We start from the raw sequence: 21558 nt of genomic DNA, 5'->3' as shown, positions 1-21558 counted from the left end.
CTCTGAGTCACCGCAAAAACCTGTGGGAGCGGGCTTGCTCGCGAAGAGGCCGTGTCAGTCACCATCACCTCGCTTGACCCGCCGCATTCGCGAGCAAGCCCGCTCCCACATTTGGATCCCCGCCAGCCGTCAATCCTGAGTCCGCCACATAACCCCATGGCACCGACCAGCCGCCGATCTTGAGTCCACCAACTAACCCTGTGGGAGCGGGCTTGCTCGCGAAGGCGTCATGACAGCCAACATCACCATCAACTGACCCACCGCATTCGCGAGCAAGCCCGCTCCCACATTTGGATCCCGGCCAGCCGCCAACCCTGAGCCCAGCACATAACCCCACGGCACCGACCAGCCGCAATCTTGAGTCCACCAACTAACCCTGTGGGAGCGAGCCTGCTCGCGAAGGCGTCATGTCAGCCCACATCACCATCAACTGACCCACCAGCATCCCCGCCGATAAACCAATCAACCACGCCCCCTCAACTGCGCCGGACTCACCCCATACGCCTGCTGAAAATACTGACAAAACCGCCCGACATTACTGAAGCCAAAGCGCAAAGCCACCTCCGTCACCGACCCCGAATGCCGCTGCCCCAGCGCCTCGAAAGCGCGCTCCAGCCGCACCTGCCGCTGATACGCCACAATCGACATCCCGACAAACTGTCGAAACCCATCCTGCAACGCGCGCTGACTGACATTGCTCAACCGCGCCAACTCAACCCCACTCACCAACTGCTCGGGATGCGCCTGAATAAACTCCATCGCCAACTTCACATGCCGCGGCGCCACCCTCGGCGCCGGCTGGTGCAAAGCCTCGGTAAAATTGTGCGGCCACGCCTCCAGCACCGCATCAATCAACATCTCGCGCAACCGCGACGGCATCAGCGTCCCGCTGTTGAGCAACAAATCAAACTCCGTCCCCGTCGCCAGATCAATCAACGCCTTGATCCCCTGGAACGCCGACGTGTGCAGATCCACCACCGGCTCAAACACAATCTTCTGCACAATCGGCCGCCCCAACAACGCCGCCAACCGCTCAGTCAGTTGCCCCCGATTCACCGAAATCCCGTGCTGCGCATGATTGTCGAGAAACCGCATCGAACGGATATCCGCCTTATCAATCGCCAACCCCACCTGCGCCACACCGACGGACTCGGTACGGTGGTTGAACACAATCTTGCCCGCCGTGGGAATCACGAAAGTTATCTCGTCCTGCGGGTCGGGGAAGGTCACGGTGAAATCGCCGTGGTAATGCATGCGACGGAAACTGACGCCATCGTGTCTGCCGTAAACGCCGCCGATAATGATGTTGGAGGGGATCGGCGGGGTGTCGGCGTAGCGATTGCCGAAGAGCCGGGAGAAGAGGGCACCGAAGTCTTCGGAGTGGAGGTTTTCGGAGCGGAGGATGATTTTTTGGCGGGGGTTTGGGGACACCTTGAGGGCACCTTTGGTTGGGGCTCTTGGATAGGGGGATTGCTAGTCGCAGGGGAGGTTAGCAGCTTGGGGTGACAGGTCTGTGACGGGAATTGAGTCGAGGGAGGGGCCGCATGCTGATGCTGCTTCGTTCGCAACTTGGCCGTGGTCTAAAAAACTATTCAGGGCGCTCATGGAATTCAGCAAAAATATCCGCCATGAAATCCATGAAAACGATGGCTCGCTGAGGCAGCAGCCGATTAGCCAGGTAGACAATTTGGATCGGGACGGGGGGCGCCACGTATTCGTTAAGCAGCAATTGAAGATTGCCACTTCTCAGCCCTTCCTCATAAAGCCATTGCGGCCCCTGCGCGATGCCCAACCCTGCATTGACGTACTCACGGATCGCCTCAGGCGAGTTGACACGCAGTCGTCCGGAGATCGGGACATCCGTATCCCTGAACCGCCAGTTGGTTCCAGTGGATAGAAGGGTATAAATGAGGCAGTCGTGTTTCTTCAGGTCATCAGGCGAAGAGGGAGTGCCACGTTTTTCCAAATACGCACGGCTGGCAACGCACACACGCTCGAACCAAGCCAGTGGCCGGGCTCGCATTGCACTGTCCTCCAGGTGACCGATACGAATCGCGAGTTCTACCCCCTCGTCGACCAAATTGACGTAGCGATCATTGATTTGAAGATCGAGCGACAGTTCGGGGTAGCGGCTTAGAAAACTCGCGACGTGCGGTACGATGAACGTGTGAGCCAATGCGGTCGGGCAAGCGACGCGCAGCAACCCGGACGGCGCTACGTTTCCTCTCAGTGAGGACTCGGACTGTTCCACTGAGTCCAGGATACGCCGCGCATCTGCGTAGTACCGTTCACCCTCGGGCGTGAGCATCAGCTTTCGTGTGGATCGGTGAAGCAGCCTGGTTTGCAAATGGTCTTCAAGCGCAGCGACGTAACGACTGACGCTCGGTTGCCCTAGTCCCAGATCACGCCCCGCAGCAGAAAAACTGCCTGTCTCGACAGCGCGCACAAAACAGCTCATCAGTAACAACCGGTCCATCACACCCCAATTCATGCGGATTTCGCATGAGATCTATTCTATTTGCCCATCTTATCAGTGCGCTGGCATGAATACATAGTTGCTCTCAGAGGGCCAGTCGTCCATTTGGCGGCCCAAAAAGAGAGGAAATTCAGATGTCCCGTTTACAAGGCAAGCGTACCCTGATCACTGGCGGTACGAGCGGCATCGGTCTGGAAACTGCCAAGCAATTTCTCGCCGAAGGCGCACGTGTGATCGTCACCGGTGTCAATCCTGAGTCCATGGCAAATGCTCAAGCAATTTTAGGTAGCGAAGTCCTGGTGTTGCGCGCCGACTCAGCTAGCGTCGCAGCCCAGAAGGAGCTGGCGCAGGCCGTTCAGTCTCATTACGGGCAGTTGGACGTTGCCTTCCTCAATGCTGGCGTATCCGTCTGGAGGCCAATCGAAGACTGGAACGAGGAGATGTTTGATCGCTCCTTCGACATCAATGTCAAAGGCCCTTACTTCCTTCTGCAAGCACTGCTGCCGACGTTCTCTAATCCTGCGTCGGTGGTTCTTAACACCTCGATCAGTGCACATCTGGGCGCCGCGAACTCATCCGTTTACGCCGCAACCAAGGCTGCCTTCCTGAATATGTCGAAAACGCTCTCTGGCGAGCTTCTACCGCGTGGTGTTCGAGTCAATGCGGTCAGCCCTGGTCCGATCGACACGCCGCTGTACGACAAGGCGGGTATACCCGATGCCTACCGCGAGCAGGTCAATAAGGAGATTGTCGCGACTATCCCATTTGGCCGTTTTGGCACGCCTGAAGAAGTAGCCAAGGCGGTGCTGTACCTCGCGTCGGACGAGTCTCGCTGGACGGTGGGAACGGAAATTATTGTTGATGGTGGTCGCGCGCTTTAACGAAATAGGCGCGTCTTCGAGTCTGTACATCCCGCTTCCTGCCCGGAAGCGGGAGTTGTCGAAATGACAGTGTTGATGTCCATTAGGCAATACCCTCCGTGGCACCAGGCTAGCTAGCGGCCACAGAGGCCTTACGAGTTACTGCATCGGCACAACATTATCCAACGCCTGATTCACCGCCAACTCCCCGAGCATCACCACCTGCGCAATGCCCAGCAGCGTCTTGCGAATCGGCCCCTCAACCAGCGCCGCGACATCCCCCAACATCACCGTCGCCGAACCCAGTGATTCACTGGCGTTCGCCAGCAATTCCTCGGTGGCGATTTTTGGGTTGGCTAGAAACATGGCGTTGGGTGTGTAGGGCGTGGCCATGATTTGGCTGGCGGGATTCAGGTAGTGATCGAGGGCGCGTTCGGCGGCTTCGCTAAGTTTTCGGGAATCGGGGGATTCGTAGGGGGAGACCGTTTCGGTTTCGGGTGGGTTCGGTGTGACTTTGAACATGATGAAACTCCTGGGAAAGCGATTAAGGAGCCATCACGCTTCGCTACCAAACGAAGGGTGGCGGCCATGCACAGGTTGGTAGACCGGCCCAGGAGCCCGGCGCGCCCTAGGACGCCCTACGCATGACCACCATAAAACAGGGACGAGAAATCGACCTCTGCATAAGGGGAGCTATGCGACCTGGAAGTGCCGGGCTACCAAACCCGATCGCTGCTTTTCAGCGACCGACCCACGATAGAACCCGCACTCTGGGCGCACAAGCCGGCGGATTCTGGCGTAGTCGTAGGCAATGGCGCAAGGCGTTGTAGCCTCGGGGGCGTAACACCGGGTGTCGTATAAACAACACTGTTTAAACGCTTCATCGCGCGCCGTTGCCAGGGGCGCCCTCGGCGAGCAGTTGTCTCATGTATTCGCGTTCGGTTGCGCCGGCCAGGACGCTGATGGTGATGGCTTCGAGCACGGTGATGTGTTGTTCGTTGACGACACTGACTTCGGCGGCGCGTTGTCTCGGGGTTTGCATGGGGGCCTCGCTGCTTATGCGCGGGATGTGTTCAGGGCATTCGAGCAGGGTGCTTCGCCGGATGATTTTCCACGTGAGGATTATGAGCGGTCGTGGGTGGAGCGTTTTCCGGTGGAGGGTCTGAACTCGCTGGGGCGTGCGGGGCTTGGGTTGAAGTGAGTGGGATTGCATCTTCGCTCGGCGGACGCCGGGCGAAGATGCTTTGGGCCATCGCGATCAGTAATCCCAGATTGCCGGAATCCAGCGGAATGCTTCGCCGTTGACGGAGACACGGCCAACCGAAGGGAAGGGCAGGTGCGTGGCGACAAACAGTTCGCCGCTGGCGGCGGCTTCCTGCAGCAGCCGTACGCGCACGCGCACCGCTTCTTCGGGGTCGTGCTCGAAGCCGTTGTGCCAGTCCGGGTGGTCGAAGGCTACCGGGAACAGGGCGTCGCCGGCAAAGGTAAGGCGTTCGGCGCCGGACGTCACGTAGATCACGCAATGACCCGGGGTGTGGCCGCCGGTGAGCCTGGCGACCACGCCCGGCGCCACTTGGTATTGGTCTTCGAAGATCCGCAGCTTGCTCTGGTACTGGTCGATGAACGCGTTGGCGGTGGAGCGCAAGACGTCCGGGACCGGCGCGGGCATGTCGGTATAGGTGAAGTCCGGCGAGGTCCAGAAGTCGACTTCGGTGGCGGTGACGTGGATACGCACATCGTCGCGCAGACGGGTTTTCACCGCATCGACGAGCAGGCCGCCGATGTGGTCCATGTGCATGTGGGTGATCACGATATCGGTGACATCCGCGAGGTCGATCCCGGCCGCCGCGAGGCGTTTGGGAAACTGCCCGGCGCGCGGGAAGCCGGGGAACTGGCCGCCGAGGCCGGCGTCGACGAGGATGACCTGCTCGCCGCTGCGCACCACCAGCACGTTGAGTGCCCAGTCGAACGCGTCGGGGCCCAGGTACATCTCTTTGAACCACGCGGCGCGGTCGGCGGGATCGGCGTTGGTCGACATGGTCTGGGTCGGCAGCGGCAGCACGCCGTCGCTGATGACCATGACGTCGATGTCACCGAGGCGCAGTGCATAGCGCGACGGCACCAGTTCTTCGGTCGGGGTTTGCAGGGTTGCGTTGTTGGCGGTGAAGGAATCCAGAGGCAAGGTCATGGTGTTCTCCTTTTTATCAGGCAAGGTAATCCGGGGGGCGATCAGGCCACCGGGATCATCGGGTCGGCAGCGGCGAGGGCGGTGCGCCGGTCAGCGGCTGGCGGGTAGATCCACACGCTGTTGATTTGCGTCTTCAGTTCCTTGGCTTCGGCTCGCACCAGTTTCAGTTGGCGATCCCAACCTTCGGTGTACACCGCGCCCCAGGCACCCAGATCCAGGCAGGTCACGTACTTGGGCTGACGGTAAGTGGTTGGCGCCACACCGAGCAGATCGGCGACGGCATTGTTGCCGGCATGCCGACCGAGGCTGATGGCGTGCTGGCAGGACATGACCGAGAAGTTGCCGACGTCGTCGGTGGCGGCGCGGGCGACATCGCCGGCCGCGAATACGTGATCGAGACCTTGTACTTTGAGGTTGCCATCGACGTGCAGACGCCCTTGGCCATCGCGCTCGGCGTCGAGTTGTTCGGTCAGCGGGCTGGCGCGGAAACCCACGGTCCAGATCACGGTGTTGCTTTCGATGTAGCGACCGTCAGCGAGTGTGACGCCGTTGGCATCCACGGCGGCGACCGTCGCGTCGACGATCCATTCGATGCCCAGGTCTTTTGACGCCTCAATGATGGACGGACGAATACCGTCGCCCATGGTTGCGGCGATGTCTTTGCTGCGATCAACGATGATCACCCGAACGTCTTGCTCCGTACCAAGAATGGCACGCAGACGGCTGGGCATTTCGGTCGCGGTTTCGATACCGGTGAAGCCCCCACCGGCGATTACCACGGTGTTACGCGCAGCGCTGACAGGTTGCTTGGCCAGCGAGTGGAGGTGGCGCTCGAGGCGGTCCGCCGATTCGATCTGGTCGACGTCGAACGCATGCTCTTTCAGGCCGGGGACCGGTGGACGGGCCAGTTGGCTGCCGCTGGCCAGCACCAGGCGATCATACGTCAGTTCACCGGGGCGGCCGGCCTTATCGCGATACCCGACACGCCGCGCCTGGCTGTCGACGCTTTCGGCGCTGCCTTTGACGAAGCGCACGCCCACGGCATCGAGCAGCGCATCCAGCGGCGCGTACATGCTCTGAACATCGGGCTCGTAGAAGCGCGGACGAATGCGCAGTTCGGCTTGCGGTGCGAGCAGTGTGATCTGCACATCGTGGCGGTCATGCATATCCAGCAAGCGCGCGGCGCTCAACGTGCTCCACAGCCCGCCGAACCCTGCACCGATCACCAATAATTGCTGTTTCATAATGTGCTCCCTGACGCAGATGGATGGATAAACCGAGTCGTGATTGCGACTCTGGCGTGACGATCACCGGCCGCCGCAAACTGCTTGCCGTACTGCATGGCGCTTAATCGCCCGCTGTCGAAAGCAATGCTATGGCGCAGAAGCTGCGGGCGCAGTTGTCCATCGGTGTGTGCGGGTTACGCATGGGTCGAAGGGGGTTATACGAAGGTATCGGGCAGGTACGCCAAACTGTAGGAGCAGCCGAGGGCTGCGATCTTTTGATCTTGTTTTTAAAGATCAAAGTCAAAAGATCGCAGCCTTCGGCAGCTCCTACAGGGGAGGTGTACGGTGCAGGGCGATGTCAATGTGCCTGAGCAGGTCTTCGGCGCGGAAGGGTTTGGTCAGGCAGGCGATGACGCCGGGGGGGGAATTCTTCATTTCATCGGGACGGGCGGTGACAAAAATCACCGGAATGCGCCAGCCTTGTGCGCATAACGTTTCGTGCAATTGGAGGCCATTCATGCCTGGCATCTGGATATCGGAAATCAGACAGTGCGTCTGCGCCGGACCTTCCGACTCAAGGAAAGCCTGACCTCCCGAATAGCCAAGCACTTGATAATCACTGGCGCGCAACAGGCTTTCCAGCGCACGGCGAATGGCCTCGTCGTCGTCAACCACGGCAATGACAACTTTATGCTGCATAGGGCTCCCTGGCCGGATGGGCACGCATGGCGACTCCTGTCGTTCTTGCACCATACGCCGTCGGCAGCGGCGCAAAACTATACCTAGGTATAGCGCGGCCAGCCCCTTTGCCAGTCAGTGCTGACGGCGTCAGCCTTCGCGGCTGAAGCGGCTGCGATAGTCACGCGGTGAAATCGACAGATGACGCTGGAAGCAGGTGCGCAAACGCTCTTCGTCGCCGAAGCCACTGAGACGCGCGACTTGGTCGATGTTGTGCGTCGAGGTCTCCAGCAAACGCCTGGCTGCTTCGAGGCGAAACAGCTCGATGGCCCTGGAGGGCGTGTGACCGGTGCTCTGTTTGTAGACCCGGGTGAAATTGCGCAGGCTCATTTTGGCCTGTTCGGCGAGGCGTTCCACCGTCAGTTTCGGATCGCTTGAGTGATCCATCAGCCACAGGTGCAGCGAATCGAACTGCGGGCTGCCGTGTATCTGCGATTGCAGCAAGGTGCTGTATTGCGCCTGACCACCGGGACGCTTGAGGTACACCACCAATTCGCGGGCTACCTGCAACGCCACTTCACGGCCACAATCTGCCTCGACCAGCGCCAGAGACAGATCGATTCCTGCCGTGACCCCGGCCGATGTCCAGACCGCGCCCTGTTGAATGAAGATCGCATCGGCATCCACCTCGACCGCCGCAAAGCGCTCGCGCAACGTGTCGCACATGGCCCAGTGCGTGGCGGCGCGGCGACCGTCGAGCAAACCGGCCTGAGCCAGCAGAAAGGCGCCGCTGCACACCGAAACCACACGTCGCGCGGCCTGGCTTTCATGCCGTAGCCACGCGGTGAGTCCGGCGTGATCGTCGAGGGTCTGGCAAATATCGGGCGCGCCGGGCACGACCAGGGTGTCCAGCGCGGCCATGTCGAGCTGGCGCAGCGCCCGGGTGTCCACGGCCAGGCCTTCGATGGTGTTGACCAGGCCGCCTTCAAGGCTGGCGGTGTGCAGTTGATAACCGGGTTGGCCGCGTTCGGCCAAGGCTTTGCTCGCCGCCCAGAACACGGTTTGCGCGCCACTGAGGTCGAGCAGACTCATTCGCGGATAGGCAATAAACACCACGTCGCGCGGCTCGGATTTGGGCCGGGTGAGGGTTTGCAGAGAAACGCTGGACATGGAAATCGGGCCTGTTCAAACGGTGGCAGAGGGGCGGCGGCGTGGCCGATTTTCAGGGGTTTCTGGCCTGTCGGCAATGCGTTACGGCTGCTAGCCTGTTGCGCGACCGTTTGGCTGGCCTCTGGCTGCGTTCGCCATCATGGACTAGATTTATTCACCTGCACATCGCACGCGTTGCGATCTCGCCGAGGACTCACGATGACCCTGTGGTCGCATTCCAGCCCCAGCACAACACCGCCCGCGTTGGGGGAGCCGGTGGTTTATGTGGTCGACGACGACGCGTCCATGCGTCAGGCCCTCGACGGTTTGCTGCGCTCGATCGGGCTGCAGGTGCAGACGTTCGAAACCTCCCGGGACTTCCTCACGTCGGCCAGACGTGATGCCCCCGGCTGCTTGGTGCTCGATGTGCGTTTGCGCGGCGAAAGCGGCTTGATCGTTCAGGAACAGATGGAGAAAAACGGTCTGCGCATTCCCGTGGTGTTTATGACCGGCCACGGCGACATTGCCATGACAGTCAAGGCGATGAAGGCCGGGGCGGTGGATTTTCTGGCCAAGCCTTTTCGTGATCAGGACATGCTCGACGCCGTGGCCAGCGCGTTGGCCCGTGACAGTGCGCGACTGATCGCCGAACAATCCGGCGCAGCCCTGCGCCTGGCCTACGAGACACTGACGGTGCGTGAGCGCGAGGTGCTCGGTTTCGTCATCAGCGGGCTGATGAACAAGCAGATTGCCGCTCAACTCAACCTCAGCGAAGTGACGGTTAAAGTCCATCGCGGCCAGGTCATGAGGAAACTTGCCGTACGTTCGGTGGCCGATCTGGTGCGTATCGCCGAGGCGTTGGGCATCGAGCCGGTGCGGCGCTCCAGTTGAGCTGAATACGCGGGGGAGATTCACCGCGTGGCAAAAACCCTTTGACGGTGTCGACCCGTATGGCCAGCAAACAGCAGATTTTGTGGAGTGACGGCGAGCGGGTGTTTTCCCGTGGGCGCGGTAAGGGTGAGGGCAGTCCCAGTGTGCTGGTGATGCGCCCGACCCTTGATCAGCCGTTGCCTGCAACTCTCGACCGATTGGCACACGAATACAGCCTCAGGGATTATCTCGGCGATCAATGGGCGTTGTCGCCGCAAACCCTGGAGCGTGCCGGCGGGACAACGCGCCTGGTGTTCGACGACCCCGGCGGCGAGCCGCTGTCACGCTTGCTGGTCGCACCGCTGGACACGGAAACCTGCCTGTTGCACGCGATCAACATCGCCGTCGCGCTCGGCCATGTGCATCAGTGCGGGCTGGTGCACAAGGATCTCAAGCCGCAGCATATTCTGGTCAATTGCCACGACGGGCAGGCTCGTCTGACTGGCTTCGGTCTGGCCTCGCGTCTGCCGCGCGAACGTCAGGCGCCTGCGCCGCCGGAAACCATCGCCGGCACGCTGGCCTACATGGCGCCCGAACAGACCGGGCGAATGAATCGCTCGATCGACTCACGCAGCGATTTGTATGCCTTCGGCGTGACCTTGTATCAGATGCTCACCGGCTCGTTGCCGTTCAGCGCCAATGACCCTATGGAGTGGGTGCATTGCCACATCGCACGGCTGCCGATGCCTGCGTGTGAACGGGTCGCCACGTTACCGGTGATGCTCTCGCGTGTGGTGATGAAGCTGCTCGCCAAGACGGCCGAAGCGCGCTATCAAACGGCCGCCGGCGTCGAACATGATCTGCGCCGTTGTCTGGACGAGTGGCGGCGGACCCGGCAGATCCAGGTGTTCACGCTGAACGAGCAGGGCGCGATCGACCGCTTGTTGATCCCGGAGAAGCTCTACGGGCGTGAGCGCGAAGTGCAAACGCTGGTCGACGCCTTTGCCCACGTGGTAAAGACTTCTTCGCCGAGGCTGGTGCTGGTGTCGGGTTATTCGGGCATCGGCAAGTCCTCGGTGGTCAGTGAATTGCACAAGGTATTGGTGCCGTCGCGGGGGTTGTTCGCTGCCGGCAAGTTCGATCAATACCAGCGCGACATTCCCTATGCGACGCTGGTTCAGGCTTTTCAGGGACTGGTGCGCACGTTGTTGGGCAAGCGGCGTGAGGTGCTCGCTGACTGGCGAGCGGCGTTGTTGCAGGCACTTTCACCGAACGCGCGGCTGATGACCGAGCTGATCCCGGAACTCAAACTGATCATTGGCGAACCGCCACCGGTGCCGGATCTTGAGCCGCAGCAAGCGCAGCAGCGTTTCATGGCGGTGTTGCAACGTTTCATCGGCGTGTTCGCCCGGCCCGAGCACCCGCTGGCGCTGTTCCTTGATGACCTGCAATGGCTGGATGCGGCGACGCTCGATCTGCTGGAAGACCTGCTGACTCGCTCGGACCTTGGGCACTTGTTGCTGGTGGGGGCTTACCGCGATAACGAGGTCGATGCCGATCACCCGCTCAATGGCAAGCTCCAGGCCATGCGCACTGCCGGCGTGCACATCGATGAGATCCGCCTGGCGTCGCTCGCCGGTGTGCACATCGAGCAACTGATTGCCGAGTCCCTGCGCTGTCCTCCCGCAAGCATCGTTGCATTGGCGCGGCTGGTGCTGGACAAGACCTATGGCAATCCCTTTTTCGTCATCCAGTTTCTGCACGCCCTGTTCGAGGAGCAGTTGCTGGTTTACGACCATCAGTTCAGCCGCTGGCGCTGGGATCTGTCACTCATCAACGCCAAGGGCTACACCGATAACGTAGTCGATCTGATGCTCGGCAAACTGGCGCGCCTGCCGCTGGACACTCGTCAGGCGCTGCAACAACTGGCCTGCCTGGGCAACGTGGCGCGGATCGACACGTTGGCGACCGTGCTCGACCTGTCGACGGTGCGCGTACGCGCGGTGCTGTGGCCGGCGGTGCGTCAGGAACTGATCGAGTTGCACGAAGGCACCTGTGCCTTCGCCCATGACCGCATTCACGAGGCCGCGTACTCGCTGATCGCTGACGTCGAACGCGCGCAACGCCATCTGCGCATCGGCCGGTTGCTCGCTTTGCAAACGCAGCGCGAAGGGCGCGAAGAGGCAATCTTCGAAATCGTCGGTCAACTCAATCGCGGCGCCAGCCTGATCAGCGCCCGCGCCGAACGCGAACAGTTGGCCGAATTCAACCTGCTCGCCGGCCAGCGCGCCAAGGCGTCGACCGCTTACACGTCAGCGCTGACTTACCTGGGCGCGGGCGCGGCGATGCTCGGCGAGCAGGACGCTGACAGTCGCCATGAACTGGGGTTTGCCCTGGCGCTGAACCGCGCCGAGTGCGAGTTCCTCACCGGGCAACTGCCGCTGGCCGAGGCGCGTTTGACCGCGCTGGCCGAGCGCGCCATGACCACCGTGGAACGGGCGGCAGTCACCTGTTTGCAGATGGATGTCTACTTGCTGCTCGATCGCAGTGATCGCGCAGTTAGCGTGTGCCTGGCGTATTTGCGTCAGGTTGGCATCGACTGGACGGCGCATCCGGACGATCAGCAAGTGCGTTTCGAGTACGAACAGATCTGGACGCAACTGGGTGAGCGCAGCATCGAGCAGTTGATCGACCTGCCACTGATGGAAGACCCGGCCGCGCTGGTCACGCTGGATGCGTTGAGCAAACTCTTCGCACCGGCGTTGCAGTCGGATGCCAATCTGGCCTGCCTGACCATCTGCAAGGCCGTCAGTCTGAGTCTGCAACACGGCAACTGCGATGCCTCCTGCATGCTCTACGCCAACGTGATGCGAGTCGCCGGCCCGCGCTTCGGCGACTATGCCGCCGGTTACCGCTTTGGCCGTTTGGGCTGCGATCTGGTCGACCGCCGTGGACTGACGCGATACGAAGCGCGTACCTACCTGTGCTTCTCGATTTTTGTGGTGCGCTGGATGCGACCGGTGCGTGAGTGCCGCGAATTGCTGCGCCGAGCACTCAGCGCCGGCAACCGCATCGGCGATTTGCCTTATGCGGCCTATGCTGGCAACAGCCTGATTTCCGATCTGTTGTTTATTGGCGAGCCGCTGGCGCAAGTGCAGGATCAGGCCGAGACGGGGCTGGCCTATGCGCAGAAGATTCGCTTCGGTCTGGTGGTGAGCTTCATCAGTTGCCAACGCGCGCTGATTCGCATGCTGCGCGGGCAGACGCCGCAGTTTGGCTGTTTCAACGACGAGCACTTTGACGAGGCAAGTTTTGAGACGAACCTTGCTGCCCCGGATCTGGCACTGGCTCGCGGCAAATATTGGGTGCGCAAACTGCAGGCGCGCTATCTGGCCGGGGATTATCCGGCGGCGGCCGTCTGCGCAGCGCAGGCACAGGCGCTGTTGTGGGTGATTTCCTCGTTTTTTGAAGAGGCCGAATATCACTTTTACGCCGCCTTGACTCTGGCCGCTGCCGCCGAATCAGACCCTGATCAACGGCAACGCCTGAGTGAACATCTCGATCAACTGCAAGTCTGGGCGCAACAGTCTGCGCAGACTTTTGCCAGTCAGACGGCGCTGGTCGCTGCTGAAATCGCTCGGGTTGCAGGGCAGTTGATCGAAGCACAGTCGTTGTACGAGCAGGCGATTCAACTGGCCCAGGACAGCGGTTTTGTGCATGTCGAAGCCTTGGCCAACGAACTCGCCGCGCACTTCTACAGCGCCCGTGGTCTGGACAAAATCGCCCACCTGTACATGCAGGACGCGCGCTACGGTTATCGGCGTTGGGGCGCCGAGGGTAAGGTGCGACATCTGGAGCGATGCCACCGCTATTTGCGCAATGAAGAGGCGTCACCCAGCCCGACCGCGACCATCATCACCCCGGTCGAGCATCTGGATCTGGCCACGGTGCTCAAGGTGTCCCAAGCCGTTTCAGGCGAAATTGTCCTGGATCGACTGATCGAAATGGTCATGCGCACCGCCATCGAGCAGGCCGGCGCCGAGCACGGCCTGCTGATTTTGACTGACGGTGAGACGCCCTATATCGCTGCACGCACCAGCGTCGGCGACGACAGCACGCAATTGTGCAATGAGCCGGTGAGCACCACAGCGTTGGCCGAGTCGGTGCTCTATCAGACCCTGCGCACCGGCGAAAGTCTGTGCCTGGACGACGCCGTCACCGATCCGGCCTTCGCCGCTGACCTGTACATTCATCAGCGCGGCGCGCGTTCGATCCTGTGCCTGCCATTGATGAATCAGGGGCGGATTGCCGGGGCGCTGTACCTGGAAAACAACCTGTCTGCCGGTGTATTCAGCCCGGCGCGTTTTGCCGTGCTGCGACTGGTGGCTTCACAGGCGGCGATCTCGCTGGACAACGCGCGGCTGTATCGCGACGTCGCCGAGCGTGAGGCGAAGATTCGTCGGCTGGTCGACGCCAACATCATCGGCATCATCGTCTGGAATATTGAAGGGGAGATTATTGAAGCCAACGACGCGTTTCTGCGCATGGTCGGTTACGAACGCGAAGATTTGCTCTCGCGCAAGGTGCACTGGCGGGACATGACCCCGCCGCCATCGCGCGCGGAAAGTGAAGTTGCGCTGGTGACCGCGATCCGCACCGGGCGTGCCCAGCCGTTCGAAAAGGAATACATCCGCAAGGACGGCAGCCGCCTGCCGGTGATCGTCGGTCTGGCCGCGTTCGAAGCCAGTCAGCAGCAGGGAGTGGCGTTTGTCCTCGACCTGAGCGAACGTAAACAGGCTGAAGAACAAGTGCGCGAGAGCGAACGCCGATATCGCCAGGTCCAGGCGGAACTGTCCCACGCCAATCGCGTGGCGACCATGGGCCAGTTGGCGGCGTCCATCGCCCACGAAGTCAACCAGCCGATCGCGGCCACCGTGACCAATGCCAACGCCGCGTTGCGCTGGCTCGGTGCGCAACCGGCGAACATCGACGAGGTTGAGCAGGGCCTCAGGCGCATCATCAACGATGGCAACCGCGCGGCCGAGGTGCTCGGACGCATCCGCGCACTGATCCGCAAGACGCCACCGCAACGCCAGGCGCTGAACCTCAATGCGGTAGTGGGCGAAATGGTCGGATTCACGCGCGGTGAGGCGGCGCGATGCGGGGCAGTGGTCAGCACACAATTGGCCAGCGATTTGCCTGCGGTATTGGCCGACCGGGTCGAATTGCAGCAGGTCCTGCTCAACCTGATCATCAATGCCCTGGAAGCAATGGAGGTGATGGAGGCGGGCGAGCGCAGACTGCTGATTACCAGCGAATCCGTTGCAGATGACGTTCGGATCATGGTTAGCGACTCCGGGCCGGGATTCGCCTGCGAGCGTGCGGAGGAAGTGTTCACCGCGTTCTACACCACCAAATCGGCCGGTCTGGGCATGGGCCTGTCGATTTGCCGCAGCATCATCGAAGCCCATGGTGGACGCTTGTGGGCGGAGGCCAATTTGCCGTTGGGTGCGCGAGTGTTATTTACGCTGGCTGCGTGCAAGAGCGCCGCAACTCTCCAGTAGTCATAGCCGGGGAGGCAGGTGACGGTCGTCTCGGGATCTTTGTTGACTGGGCTGGCCTCTTCGCGAGCAAGCTCGCTCCCACAGGGGGGGGCGGTGTTCGCGAATAGTGTGGCGGACGCAAAACCTGTGGGAGCGGGCTTGCTCGCGAAAAGGGCATCCACGGTGTGTGGATTTATTCATCACCATTCTGGACACAGTGTTTGTCCAACCGACCGATTTTTGCCGTGCGCTTGAACCCCTAACATCGTCTCCACTCCGTGAACAAACACGGTTCCCCCACGAGACGGTGAACATCATGAAACTGGCAAAAATCGCTCTTCTTCTGGTCTTCGGTGGTATCGGCGCGCAAGCGTTTGCAGCTGACGAGACCGCGCAAGTCGAGGCCTACAACGCCGCCGCTCAAGCAGACATCGCCCACGTGGTGTCGATCTCCGAAGCGGCCAATCAGTGCGGCGCGGTGCCGGTGCAGATGACTTATGACGACTCGACCGGTGCACGGCATGTCGTGCAATACCAGGTGATGGGCAGCGGTTGTTCCAACGGTTGATGTCGGTGCAGGCGCTGGAGGGTCGACACTCCGGGTCTGCGGCACTAAGCGTTGGCAAGTTCCTTGGCGCCGGCCATGCCTTCATCGGATGCCAGCAGTTGCGGGATGGCGGTTTTCAGGAACTCCACCCAGGTCTTGATTTTGGCGTCGACGAATTTGCGCGACGGGTAGATCGCGAACAGGTTGTATTCCTCCAGGCGGTACTGCGGCAGTACCCGCACCAGCGTTCCTCCGACCAATCCTTCGACGGCTGATGCCAGCGGCTGAATGCCGATGCCCATGCCATTTCTGATCGCCGTGGCCATGCCGTCGGCGGTGTTGATGTGGAAGGGTGAGTCGGGGATATTCTGCGTTTCCATGCCTTGCGGGCCTTCGAACACCCAGTTGTCTGCGGGCATCACCGTGTTGACGATGCGCAGGCAGTCGTGCGCTGCGAGGTCGGCGGGTGTGGCGGGGTGGCCGCGTTTGGCCAGGTACGCCGGTGAGGCGCAGAGGATGCTGTAAGTAGTGCCCAGGCGTTGCGCGACGAAGCCGGAATCCGGCAGGTCGCGGGCGAGGACGATCGACATGTCGTAGCTTTCTTCGAGCAGATCGGGCAGGCGATTGCTCAGGGTCAGGTCGAACATCACCGTGGGGTGAATTTCGCGGTAGCGGGCGATCGCATTGATCACATAGTGGTTGCCGATGGCGGCCATGGCGTGGATCTTCAGACGCCCGACCGGCAAGGTCTGCGCGGTGCCGGCTTCGTCATCGGCCTCGCGCAGGTCATCGAGGATTTTTTCGGCGCGCTGCAAATAACGCACGCCGGCTTCGGTCAGGGCGAGGCGGCGGGTGGTGCGGTTGATCAGGCGCGTGTGCAGCCGGGCTTCGAGGCTGGAGACGGCTTTGGAGACGTTGGTCGTGGTGGTGTCGAGCACGTCGGCCGCAGCGGTGAAGCTGCCGCTCTGGGCGACGGCGACGAAGCAGCGCAGGGTCTGAATGACGTCCATCGTTGTTGTTGGCTCTGTGGCTGGGATGGCCATTCTAGGGTTTGCTGTGGGGAGTGTTGCAAATGTTTGCGAACGAGTGGCGCGCGCATGGCGGGTGAAGGGCTTGAGGACATTCTGGCGCCGGGGCTTGCGGTGGTGTTCTGCGGGATCAATCCGGGATTGCTCGCGGCGGCGCAGGGGCATCATTTTGCCGGGCGCGGCAATCGCTTCTGGCGCACCTTGCACCTGGCCGGGTTCACATCGCATGAGGTGCCGGCGGAGGAGGATCGAAGCATCCTGCAATTTGGCTGCGGTTTAACGGCGGTGGTCGATCGGCCCACGGCGCGGGCGGATCAATTGGCGGCGCAAGAGTTCGCCGCTGCCGCCCTGAGTTTTGAGCAGAAGATCAGCCGCCATGCGCCGCGCTTTGTGGCGTTTCTCGGCAAGGCTGCGTATGCGGCGTTGACGGGGCAGAAGGTGGTGGCGTGGGGGCCGCAGGCGAAGACCTTCGGTGGCGCGCACGTGTGGGTGTTGCCCAATCCCAGCGGCCGGAACCGCGCGTTTACGCTTGAACAATTGGTGGTGGATTATCGGCAGTTGCGTAGGGTGGTAGAGCACCAATAACTGCGCGATCGGGATTCAAGCCCGGCTCGCGAGGCCGGGCATGAATCGGTTCCGTACAAGTGCAAGGTTTGCGACTCAGCCCGGTGCAGCTATACCAGCAGGTAGTTGTCCAATTCGTCGATAACGCTCATCGATACGGCCCGTTGTGCGCTGATCCGTGTATCCAACTCTCCAATAATCTGCTTGTCTCTCTCGGTACGTATGGCACCAAACAGATCCAGCTTGTCCAGCAGATAACAGACGAACGTCATACTCAGTGCGGTGGCTGCGCCGACGAGTATGGCCGTAAGCATCCCGGCGATGGGGGTGAACAAGGGCACGCTCAGGATGAGCTTCTCGACCGCTTCTTCAAGCGCTACACCTCCCACGACGACACCGCCTGCCGCGAGCAGCTTTAACGCTTCATGCGCAGCCTGCGAAAAACTCAGTTCCTTGGGAGGAAACAGGAACGTCTTCAGCGCCTTGAGCAGAGAGAAAATGCCTTCACGGATCATTCGCACGGCACGCTTGCCAGTGGTGACGAAAAGGTTGATCAGCACCGTTACCGCATTGGAAACGAAACCCGAGACAAAACCGCCGCTGAAGCTATCGAGCATTTGCTCCCATTTTGCAGAGACAGTCGCGCCGACGCGTTTCAGTCGCTCACCTAAATCGGCGAACAGGGTTTCGTTCTGACGACCGTTACGGTAAAGATCCTTGATCTCGTCCAAGGCACTGCTGAAAAGCTCGACCATGAGCATGCCAAAGCCTGCTGGGCGCCCATTTTCAACCCTTCGGTGACGCCGGTCTGTGCGGCATGCGTAGTGTAGAAAGCGGCTTTTTCGCCGGTGGTGGGTTGGTGTTTCTCGGCGGTCGCTTCACCGCGCTCTACGGCTTTCTTGAGGTTGTCTTCCTGGATGCCGTAGTGCTTTTCGTTGGTTTCATCGCGGCCATTGGCTTTCCTTTTGGCCCATTCCTGCTTTTCGACATCGCTCATGGATTGGTTGATGATGCGCCGGGTCGAGATCAGGTTTTCGGTATCGGTCGCAAAGTCGGCGCGCCGGGTCTTCGATTGCATGAAGCCGCCGTCCTTGTGATAGGTGTGCAACGGCACGATGTGGTCGGGGCTGGTCTCGCTGCCAAGGACCGTTTCACCGGTATATCCATCAACCAGTTTATTGTAAGTGTCTGACTGATTTTCGTCTTTACCCAACTGATCCTTGGTGAACGTTGCGCCCACGGATTGCTTCGATTTTCCGGCGAATTGCTTCTCTTGGGAGTTCTTGGTGTGGGTGTAGTCCTTGCGGTTGTACTCGTCATCGGTACGGGCATAAATGCCTTGCCGGGCATTGTGAATGGTCGTCACGCTGCCGCCTTGTTTGTCGTACACCGACAGTACTTTACCCAGACCGAGCGGCCCGGCGATGGCACCCACGATATCCCTCTGCGCCTTGGTCAGAAGGGCATCAACCCGGGCACTTTCGAACTGCTGCTCGAGTTGTTCGAGCAGTAAGCGTGCCTCATCAGGGGCTGATTTTATCGAGACGGACAGCGACGCGTGGTAGTCGAGGCTGGCGAAGCGCGAAGCGTTGCCTTCGGCAGCGAGGAGAGCGGCCACGTCTTCGGGCGCTGCGGCGACGTGGATCAATGGGCGGTTTGCAAGTCGCGTGCGCAAGGCTTGCTGCTTTTTAAACTGTTCGAGTTTACTCACTGGCGTGTTCCTCAGACGCTTTTCAGTTCGTTCCAGGCCTGCATGAACGCAGCTTCCTGAGGATGTACGGTGGAGTCAGCGTGCACGACGAGGTTGATGATTTCGTCGAAAATCGCAATATCTACCCCTGAGTCTTGCGCCAGGGCATAGGCTTCACTGACGGTGGGAGGCTCGCGGTAGAGCGATTCGATGCGTTCAAGCACGACCGGCGGCGTGGTGCCCGAAGCAAGCCCGGCAATGAACAGTTCAATACCTTCGCGCTCATCATCACCGATGCCTCCGTCGCAGTGGGCGGTTGCGACGGCTACGGCATGCAAGGCGATAATGGCGTTGAAATGCTTGCCGGCCACCTTGAGACTCTCAAGGGCGCTGGCCAGATTTTCCTGAAGTACGCTCACTTCTGCCACGTGCTCGGCTTTGGCGTCTTTGCGACCCTCCTCGTAGCTCGCCTTGCGCAACTGGGCGTCACCATCGAGGTTTGCCCCAACCATCGCACCGGCGACACCGACACCCACTGCGGCAGCAAGGGTGCCTGCTCCTGCAAGGGAACCAGCCAATGACGCGGCACCCAAGAGCGAGCCTCCCCCTGTAAACGGGGCAGCAGCGACGGCACCGACGCCGATGGCCGCACCACCGAGCACCTTCCAGTAATTGAGTTCCTTTTCGCCAGACGCGACGTCATCGACGTAATCGCAGGTGGCATCAAAGCCTTTTGTCACGGTTTCACGTGTTGTGTCATAGGCATCGAAGACCGCGTCCCCGACGGTTTCTGCTGCCTGGGACAGCGTTTCAACGGTGGCCTCATAGGCGTTGGAAGCGGTTTCGGAAACGACGTCGGCGACAAGCTCCGCAACGTTGGCGACTGACTCGCGCGTTGTGTCGTAGGCATCACTGAGCACATCAGCGGCATTTGACGCGGTGCGGCTGGTGGACTCGTAAGCATCGGATACGGTATCGACGACCTTGTCAGCGACTTCGCTGACAGTTTCTTTTGTCGAGTTGTACGCCTTGGACAAGGCGTCACCGATGCTCGAGAAAATCCAGGTAGTGCCTAGCGCATCGCGTGGCATCTGTGCGCGATCCTGACTCAGAACGTTGGCGCCGTAGCCTTGGCCGGATTGCAGGAAATTGCGTCGATACACAGGTAAGCCATCCATGGTTGAAAAAGAGAGAGGAGATTCTCCATGATGGCTGTTTGATGTCAATATGCCTATTGGGTAATGGTCTATTGCAATTTCAAGGGAAGGAATCGATGACGAAAGAGTACGCGGAGTACGAAGTTCAACGGGCGCTGCATTACGTATGCTCGGCCGAAAGTCACACGCAAGCACTGGAGCGCTTCAAAGAGGAAGTCGAGTTGCTCGGTGACTGGCGCATCATGTATGCATCGGCTGAATCAGGCGGGCCGTTTGCATTGGAGCGAGAGCAATTCAGTGGCCAGGGATTCGTTTCTACCATGCTGCGTGGCAAATCCGTCTGGATCATCGACAAGACTTCTGCATTGTCCGAGACGCGGGTGAACTACATGTTGGTCAGTTCGCTGTTCATGGATTCAAACACGGCCAGTTATATCCGGAAGCTGTCATATGTCGAGTCTGTTTCCGAGGAGCTCGAGGCCATTCGTGCAGACTTGCAACGCACATTCTGCGCAGACGATCTCGCGCGGTTGAACTCTTACATTTACCTGTGCGAAGCACAGAAAAAATGGATACCGAAAACCCGCCAGCGCTGCAAGGAAACGATCGCCGCTGTATACGCTCTCTCGCTTGATGAGGCCCCGCTAAGTGAAGGCTGGGGGACGCGTTATCGTAATCGATACCAAGATCAGGCCGAAACCTGGGCGGAGAACTGGATCGCAGGTTTTGAACAGACTCGGGAGGGGGGGCTGGATGTTGCCCTGACTCAGCAAGTTGCTGCGGCCGAGTGCATGATTCTGCGAGCGAAAATTCTGGAAAACAGCTCAACCGCATCGCCAGAAGCGAAGATGGAGGCGTTGCTCAAATTCATGCACGATGAACTGCGCATCTTCATGCTGCGTGAGCTGATTGTTTGCGCGGATATTCTCTTTCATACCCAAAAAACCTCACTGTCCAGGAAGCTCAATTCGGTTCTGGACAAAAAAGACCCGTTGCTCTTTATCAATAATTGCGCCTGGGATCTGTACATACTCAGAATCATGGAATCGTTGGCTAATCCCCAACGATTGAAGGGAGCTGATTTCTGCCTGGATCGGTTGATCACCTTCGATGAGGACCTCGCGGATATTATGCGCCTGACGGAGTTGCGCGCTGTCGCCGTTCACCTCGGTTCCCATAGAGCCTATCCGTTCTTCAATAGTGAGTTGACCGGCTGGCTGGCAGGGTTGATCGGCCACAGGCGCATGGCCGCCTTTGCTGAAAATCTTCAGGAAGAGGCTTTCAATCACCGCGCCGATTTCAGGAGTGTGGAAAATGTACAGAGAGTTCTGGCGCAGGATCGGCTTCGGCTGATGGAACTGAAAGCACAGAAACTTGGCAGGCCCTTGAAAACCTAAACATTGAGTTGATTTTGCAACTGCGCAAAAAGTTGCGCAGTTGCTTCGCCAATTTCACCCGAGAATTCCCTTCAAGCCTCTCTAAATCAAGCCCTCCAGCCAAGTGCGCAAGAAGTTGCACAGTACTGCGCAACTTCTTGCGCACTTTTTTCTGTTTATCGAAGTTTAAAACGCCGGAACGCGAA

At 60.1% G+C, this 21558-nt stretch carries 18 protein-coding genes; 6 read left to right on the top strand and 12 right to left on the bottom strand.

Features of this window, described 5'->3' with window-relative positions; genetic code table 11:
- Positions 1–462: 462 nt before the first annotated feature.
- Positions 463–1431: an AraC family transcriptional regulator gene (locus CRO59_RS25245; RefSeq protein ID WP_097089956.1), complete on the bottom strand. Its 969-nt coding sequence runs from the start codon at positions 1429–1431 to the stop codon at positions 463–465.
- A 157-nt stretch (positions 1432–1588) separates the two neighbouring features.
- Positions 1589–2476: a LysR family transcriptional regulator gene (locus tag CRO59_RS25240; RefSeq protein ID WP_177409056.1), complete on the bottom strand. Its 888-nt coding sequence runs from the start codon at positions 2474–2476 to the stop codon at positions 1589–1591.
- Positions 2477–2610: 134 nt separating this feature from the next.
- Between CRO59_RS25240 and CRO59_RS25235 the strand changes: the two genes are divergently transcribed.
- Positions 2611–3357: an SDR family oxidoreductase gene (locus CRO59_RS25235; protein ID WP_096796887.1), complete on the top strand. Its 747-nt coding sequence runs from the start codon at positions 2611–2613 to the stop codon at positions 3355–3357.
- 138 nt (positions 3358–3495) lie between these two features.
- Here the strand turns inward: CRO59_RS25235 and CRO59_RS25230 are convergent, their stop codons facing one another.
- The 6 genes from CRO59_RS25230 to CRO59_RS25200 all read right to left on the bottom strand — a co-directional run bounded on the left by CRO59_RS25230 (position 3496) and on the right by CRO59_RS25200 (position 8598).
- The gene (locus CRO59_RS25230) at positions 3496–3858 is read right to left on the bottom strand and encodes a DUF6124 family protein (protein WP_027613796.1); all 363 of its coding nucleotides are present in this window, start codon (positions 3856–3858) and stop codon (positions 3496–3498) included.
- Positions 3859–4216: 358 nt separating this feature from the next.
- Complete coding sequence (locus CRO59_RS25225) at positions 4217–4378, bottom strand: hypothetical protein (RefSeq protein ID WP_177325658.1); 162 nt, start codon at positions 4376–4378, stop codon at positions 4217–4219.
- A gap of 216 nt (positions 4379–4594) precedes the next feature.
- The gene (locus tag CRO59_RS25215; protein ID WP_097089958.1) at positions 4595–5524 is read right to left on the bottom strand and encodes an MBL fold metallo-hydrolase; all 930 of its coding nucleotides are present in this window, start codon (positions 5522–5524) and stop codon (positions 4595–4597) included.
- Positions 5525–5565: 41 nt separating this feature from the next.
- The gene (locus CRO59_RS25210) at positions 5566–6768 is read right to left on the bottom strand and encodes an NAD(P)/FAD-dependent oxidoreductase (RefSeq protein WP_027613798.1); all 1203 of its coding nucleotides are present in this window, start codon (positions 6766–6768) and stop codon (positions 5566–5568) included.
- Between the two features lie 309 nt (positions 6769–7077).
- Positions 7078–7449: a response regulator transcription factor gene (locus CRO59_RS25205; protein ID WP_049827937.1), complete on the bottom strand. Its 372-nt coding sequence runs from the start codon at positions 7447–7449 to the stop codon at positions 7078–7080.
- 129 nt (positions 7450–7578) lie between these two features.
- The gene (locus CRO59_RS25200; protein WP_027613800.1) at positions 7579–8598 is read right to left on the bottom strand and encodes a GlxA family transcriptional regulator; all 1020 of its coding nucleotides are present in this window, start codon (positions 8596–8598) and stop codon (positions 7579–7581) included.
- Between the two features lie 198 nt (positions 8599–8796).
- Between CRO59_RS25200 and CRO59_RS25195 the strand changes: the two genes are divergently transcribed.
- From CRO59_RS25195 to CRO59_RS25185, 3 genes are all read left to right on the top strand, one after another.
- Positions 8797–9468, top strand: a complete 672-nt coding sequence (locus CRO59_RS25195) for a response regulator transcription factor (RefSeq protein ID WP_097089959.1) — start codon at positions 8797–8799, stop codon at positions 9466–9468.
- A 59-nt stretch (positions 9469–9527) separates the two neighbouring features.
- Complete coding sequence (locus CRO59_RS25190; protein ID WP_097089960.1) at positions 9528–15011, top strand: ATP-binding sensor histidine kinase; 5484 nt, start codon at positions 9528–9530, stop codon at positions 15009–15011.
- A 295-nt stretch (positions 15012–15306) separates the two neighbouring features.
- Entirely contained in the window at positions 15307–15558 is a 252-nt protein-coding gene (locus CRO59_RS25185) for a DUF2790 domain-containing protein (protein ID WP_027613803.1), read from the top strand.
- 44 nt (positions 15559–15602) lie between these two features.
- Here CRO59_RS25185 and CRO59_RS25180 read toward each other — a convergent pair whose 3' ends face one another.
- Positions 15603–16547 (bottom strand): LysR family transcriptional regulator, encoded by a 945-nt coding sequence (locus CRO59_RS25180; protein ID WP_097089961.1) that lies wholly within the window; start codon positions 16545–16547, stop codon positions 15603–15605.
- A gap of 87 nt (positions 16548–16634) precedes the next feature.
- Here CRO59_RS25180 and mug point away from each other — a divergent pair, with 87 nt between their 5' ends.
- Positions 16635–17150: a G/U mismatch-specific DNA glycosylase gene (mug, locus tag CRO59_RS25175; protein WP_097089962.1), complete on the top strand. Its 516-nt coding sequence runs from the start codon at positions 16635–16637 to the stop codon at positions 17148–17150.
- An 89-nt stretch (positions 17151–17239) separates the two neighbouring features.
- Here the strand turns inward: mug and CRO59_RS25170 are convergent, their stop codons facing one another.
- From CRO59_RS25170 to CRO59_RS28835, 3 genes are read right to left on the bottom strand one after another with little or no spacing between them, the layout of a single operon-like run.
- The gene (locus CRO59_RS25170; RefSeq protein ID WP_143503315.1) at positions 17240–17860 is read right to left on the bottom strand and encodes a hypothetical protein; all 621 of its coding nucleotides are present in this window, start codon (positions 17858–17860) and stop codon (positions 17240–17242) included.
- Complete coding sequence (locus CRO59_RS25165) at positions 17797–18840, bottom strand: hypothetical protein (RefSeq protein WP_097089964.1); 1044 nt, start codon at positions 18838–18840, stop codon at positions 17797–17799. Before CRO59_RS25165 ends, CRO59_RS25170 begins: the two co-directional genes overlap by 64 nt.
- Positions 18841–18851: 11 nt before the next feature.
- Positions 18852–19982 (bottom strand): perilipin family protein, encoded by a 1131-nt coding sequence (locus CRO59_RS28835; RefSeq protein WP_218274161.1) that lies wholly within the window; start codon positions 19980–19982, stop codon positions 18852–18854.
- Between the two features lie 110 nt (positions 19983–20092).
- Between CRO59_RS28835 and CRO59_RS25155 the strand changes: the two genes are divergently transcribed.
- A complete protein-coding gene (locus CRO59_RS25155) occupies positions 20093–21373 on the top strand; it encodes a hypothetical protein (RefSeq protein WP_049827939.1) in 1281 nt (426 codons plus the stop codon).
- Positions 21374–21558 lie beyond the last annotated feature (185 nt).

The organism is Pseudomonas sp. LAMO17WK12:I5, from assembly GCF_900215165.1.
Classification (GTDB): Bacteria; Pseudomonadota; Gammaproteobacteria; order Pseudomonadales; family Pseudomonadaceae; genus Aquipseudomonas; species Aquipseudomonas putida_A.
The sequence above is the reverse complement of the archived record's forward strand: the minus strand, read 5'-3'. Positions and strand labels throughout refer to the sequence as shown.

Coding starts and splice junctions, on each gene's coding strand:
- CRO59_RS25240 (WP_177409056.1), bottom strand. CDS start 2,476: ATGGACCGGTTGTTACTGATGAGCTGTTTTGTGCGCGCTGTCGAGACA.
- CRO59_RS25235 (WP_096796887.1), top strand. CDS start 2,611: ATGTCCCGTTTACAAGGCAAGCGTACCCTGATCACTGGCGGTACGAGC.
- CRO59_RS25230 (WP_027613796.1), bottom strand. CDS start 3,858: ATGTTCAAAGTCACACCGAACCCACCCGAAACCGAAACGGTCTCCCCC.
- CRO59_RS25225 (WP_177325658.1), bottom strand. CDS start 4,378: ATGCAAACCCCGAGACAACGCGCCGCCGAAGTCAGTGTCGTCAACGAA.
- CRO59_RS25215 (WP_097089958.1), bottom strand. CDS start 5,524: ATGACCTTGCCTCTGGATTCCTTCACCGCCAACAACGCAACCCTGCAA.
- CRO59_RS25210 (WP_027613798.1), bottom strand. CDS start 6,768: ATGAAACAGCAATTATTGGTGATCGGTGCAGGGTTCGGCGGGCTGTGG.
- CRO59_RS25205 (WP_049827937.1), bottom strand. CDS start 7,449: ATGCAGCATAAAGTTGTCATTGCCGTGGTTGACGACGACGAGGCCATT.
- CRO59_RS25200 (WP_027613800.1), bottom strand. CDS start 8,598: ATGTCCAGCGTTTCTCTGCAAACCCTCACCCGGCCCAAATCCGAGCCG.
- CRO59_RS25195 (WP_097089959.1), top strand. CDS start 8,797: ATGACCCTGTGGTCGCATTCCAGCCCCAGCACAACACCGCCCGCGTTG.
- CRO59_RS25190 (WP_097089960.1), top strand. CDS start 9,528: ATGGCCAGCAAACAGCAGATTTTGTGGAGTGACGGCGAGCGGGTGTTT.
- CRO59_RS25185 (WP_027613803.1), top strand. CDS start 15,307: ATGAAACTGGCAAAAATCGCTCTTCTTCTGGTCTTCGGTGGTATCGGC.
- CRO59_RS25180 (WP_097089961.1), bottom strand. CDS start 16,547: ATGGACGTCATTCAGACCCTGCGCTGCTTCGTCGCCGTCGCCCAGAGC.
- mug (WP_097089962.1), top strand. CDS start 16,635: ATGGCGGGTGAAGGGCTTGAGGACATTCTGGCGCCGGGGCTTGCGGTG.
- CRO59_RS25155 (WP_049827939.1), top strand. CDS start 20,093: ATGACGAAAGAGTACGCGGAGTACGAAGTTCAACGGGCGCTGCATTAC.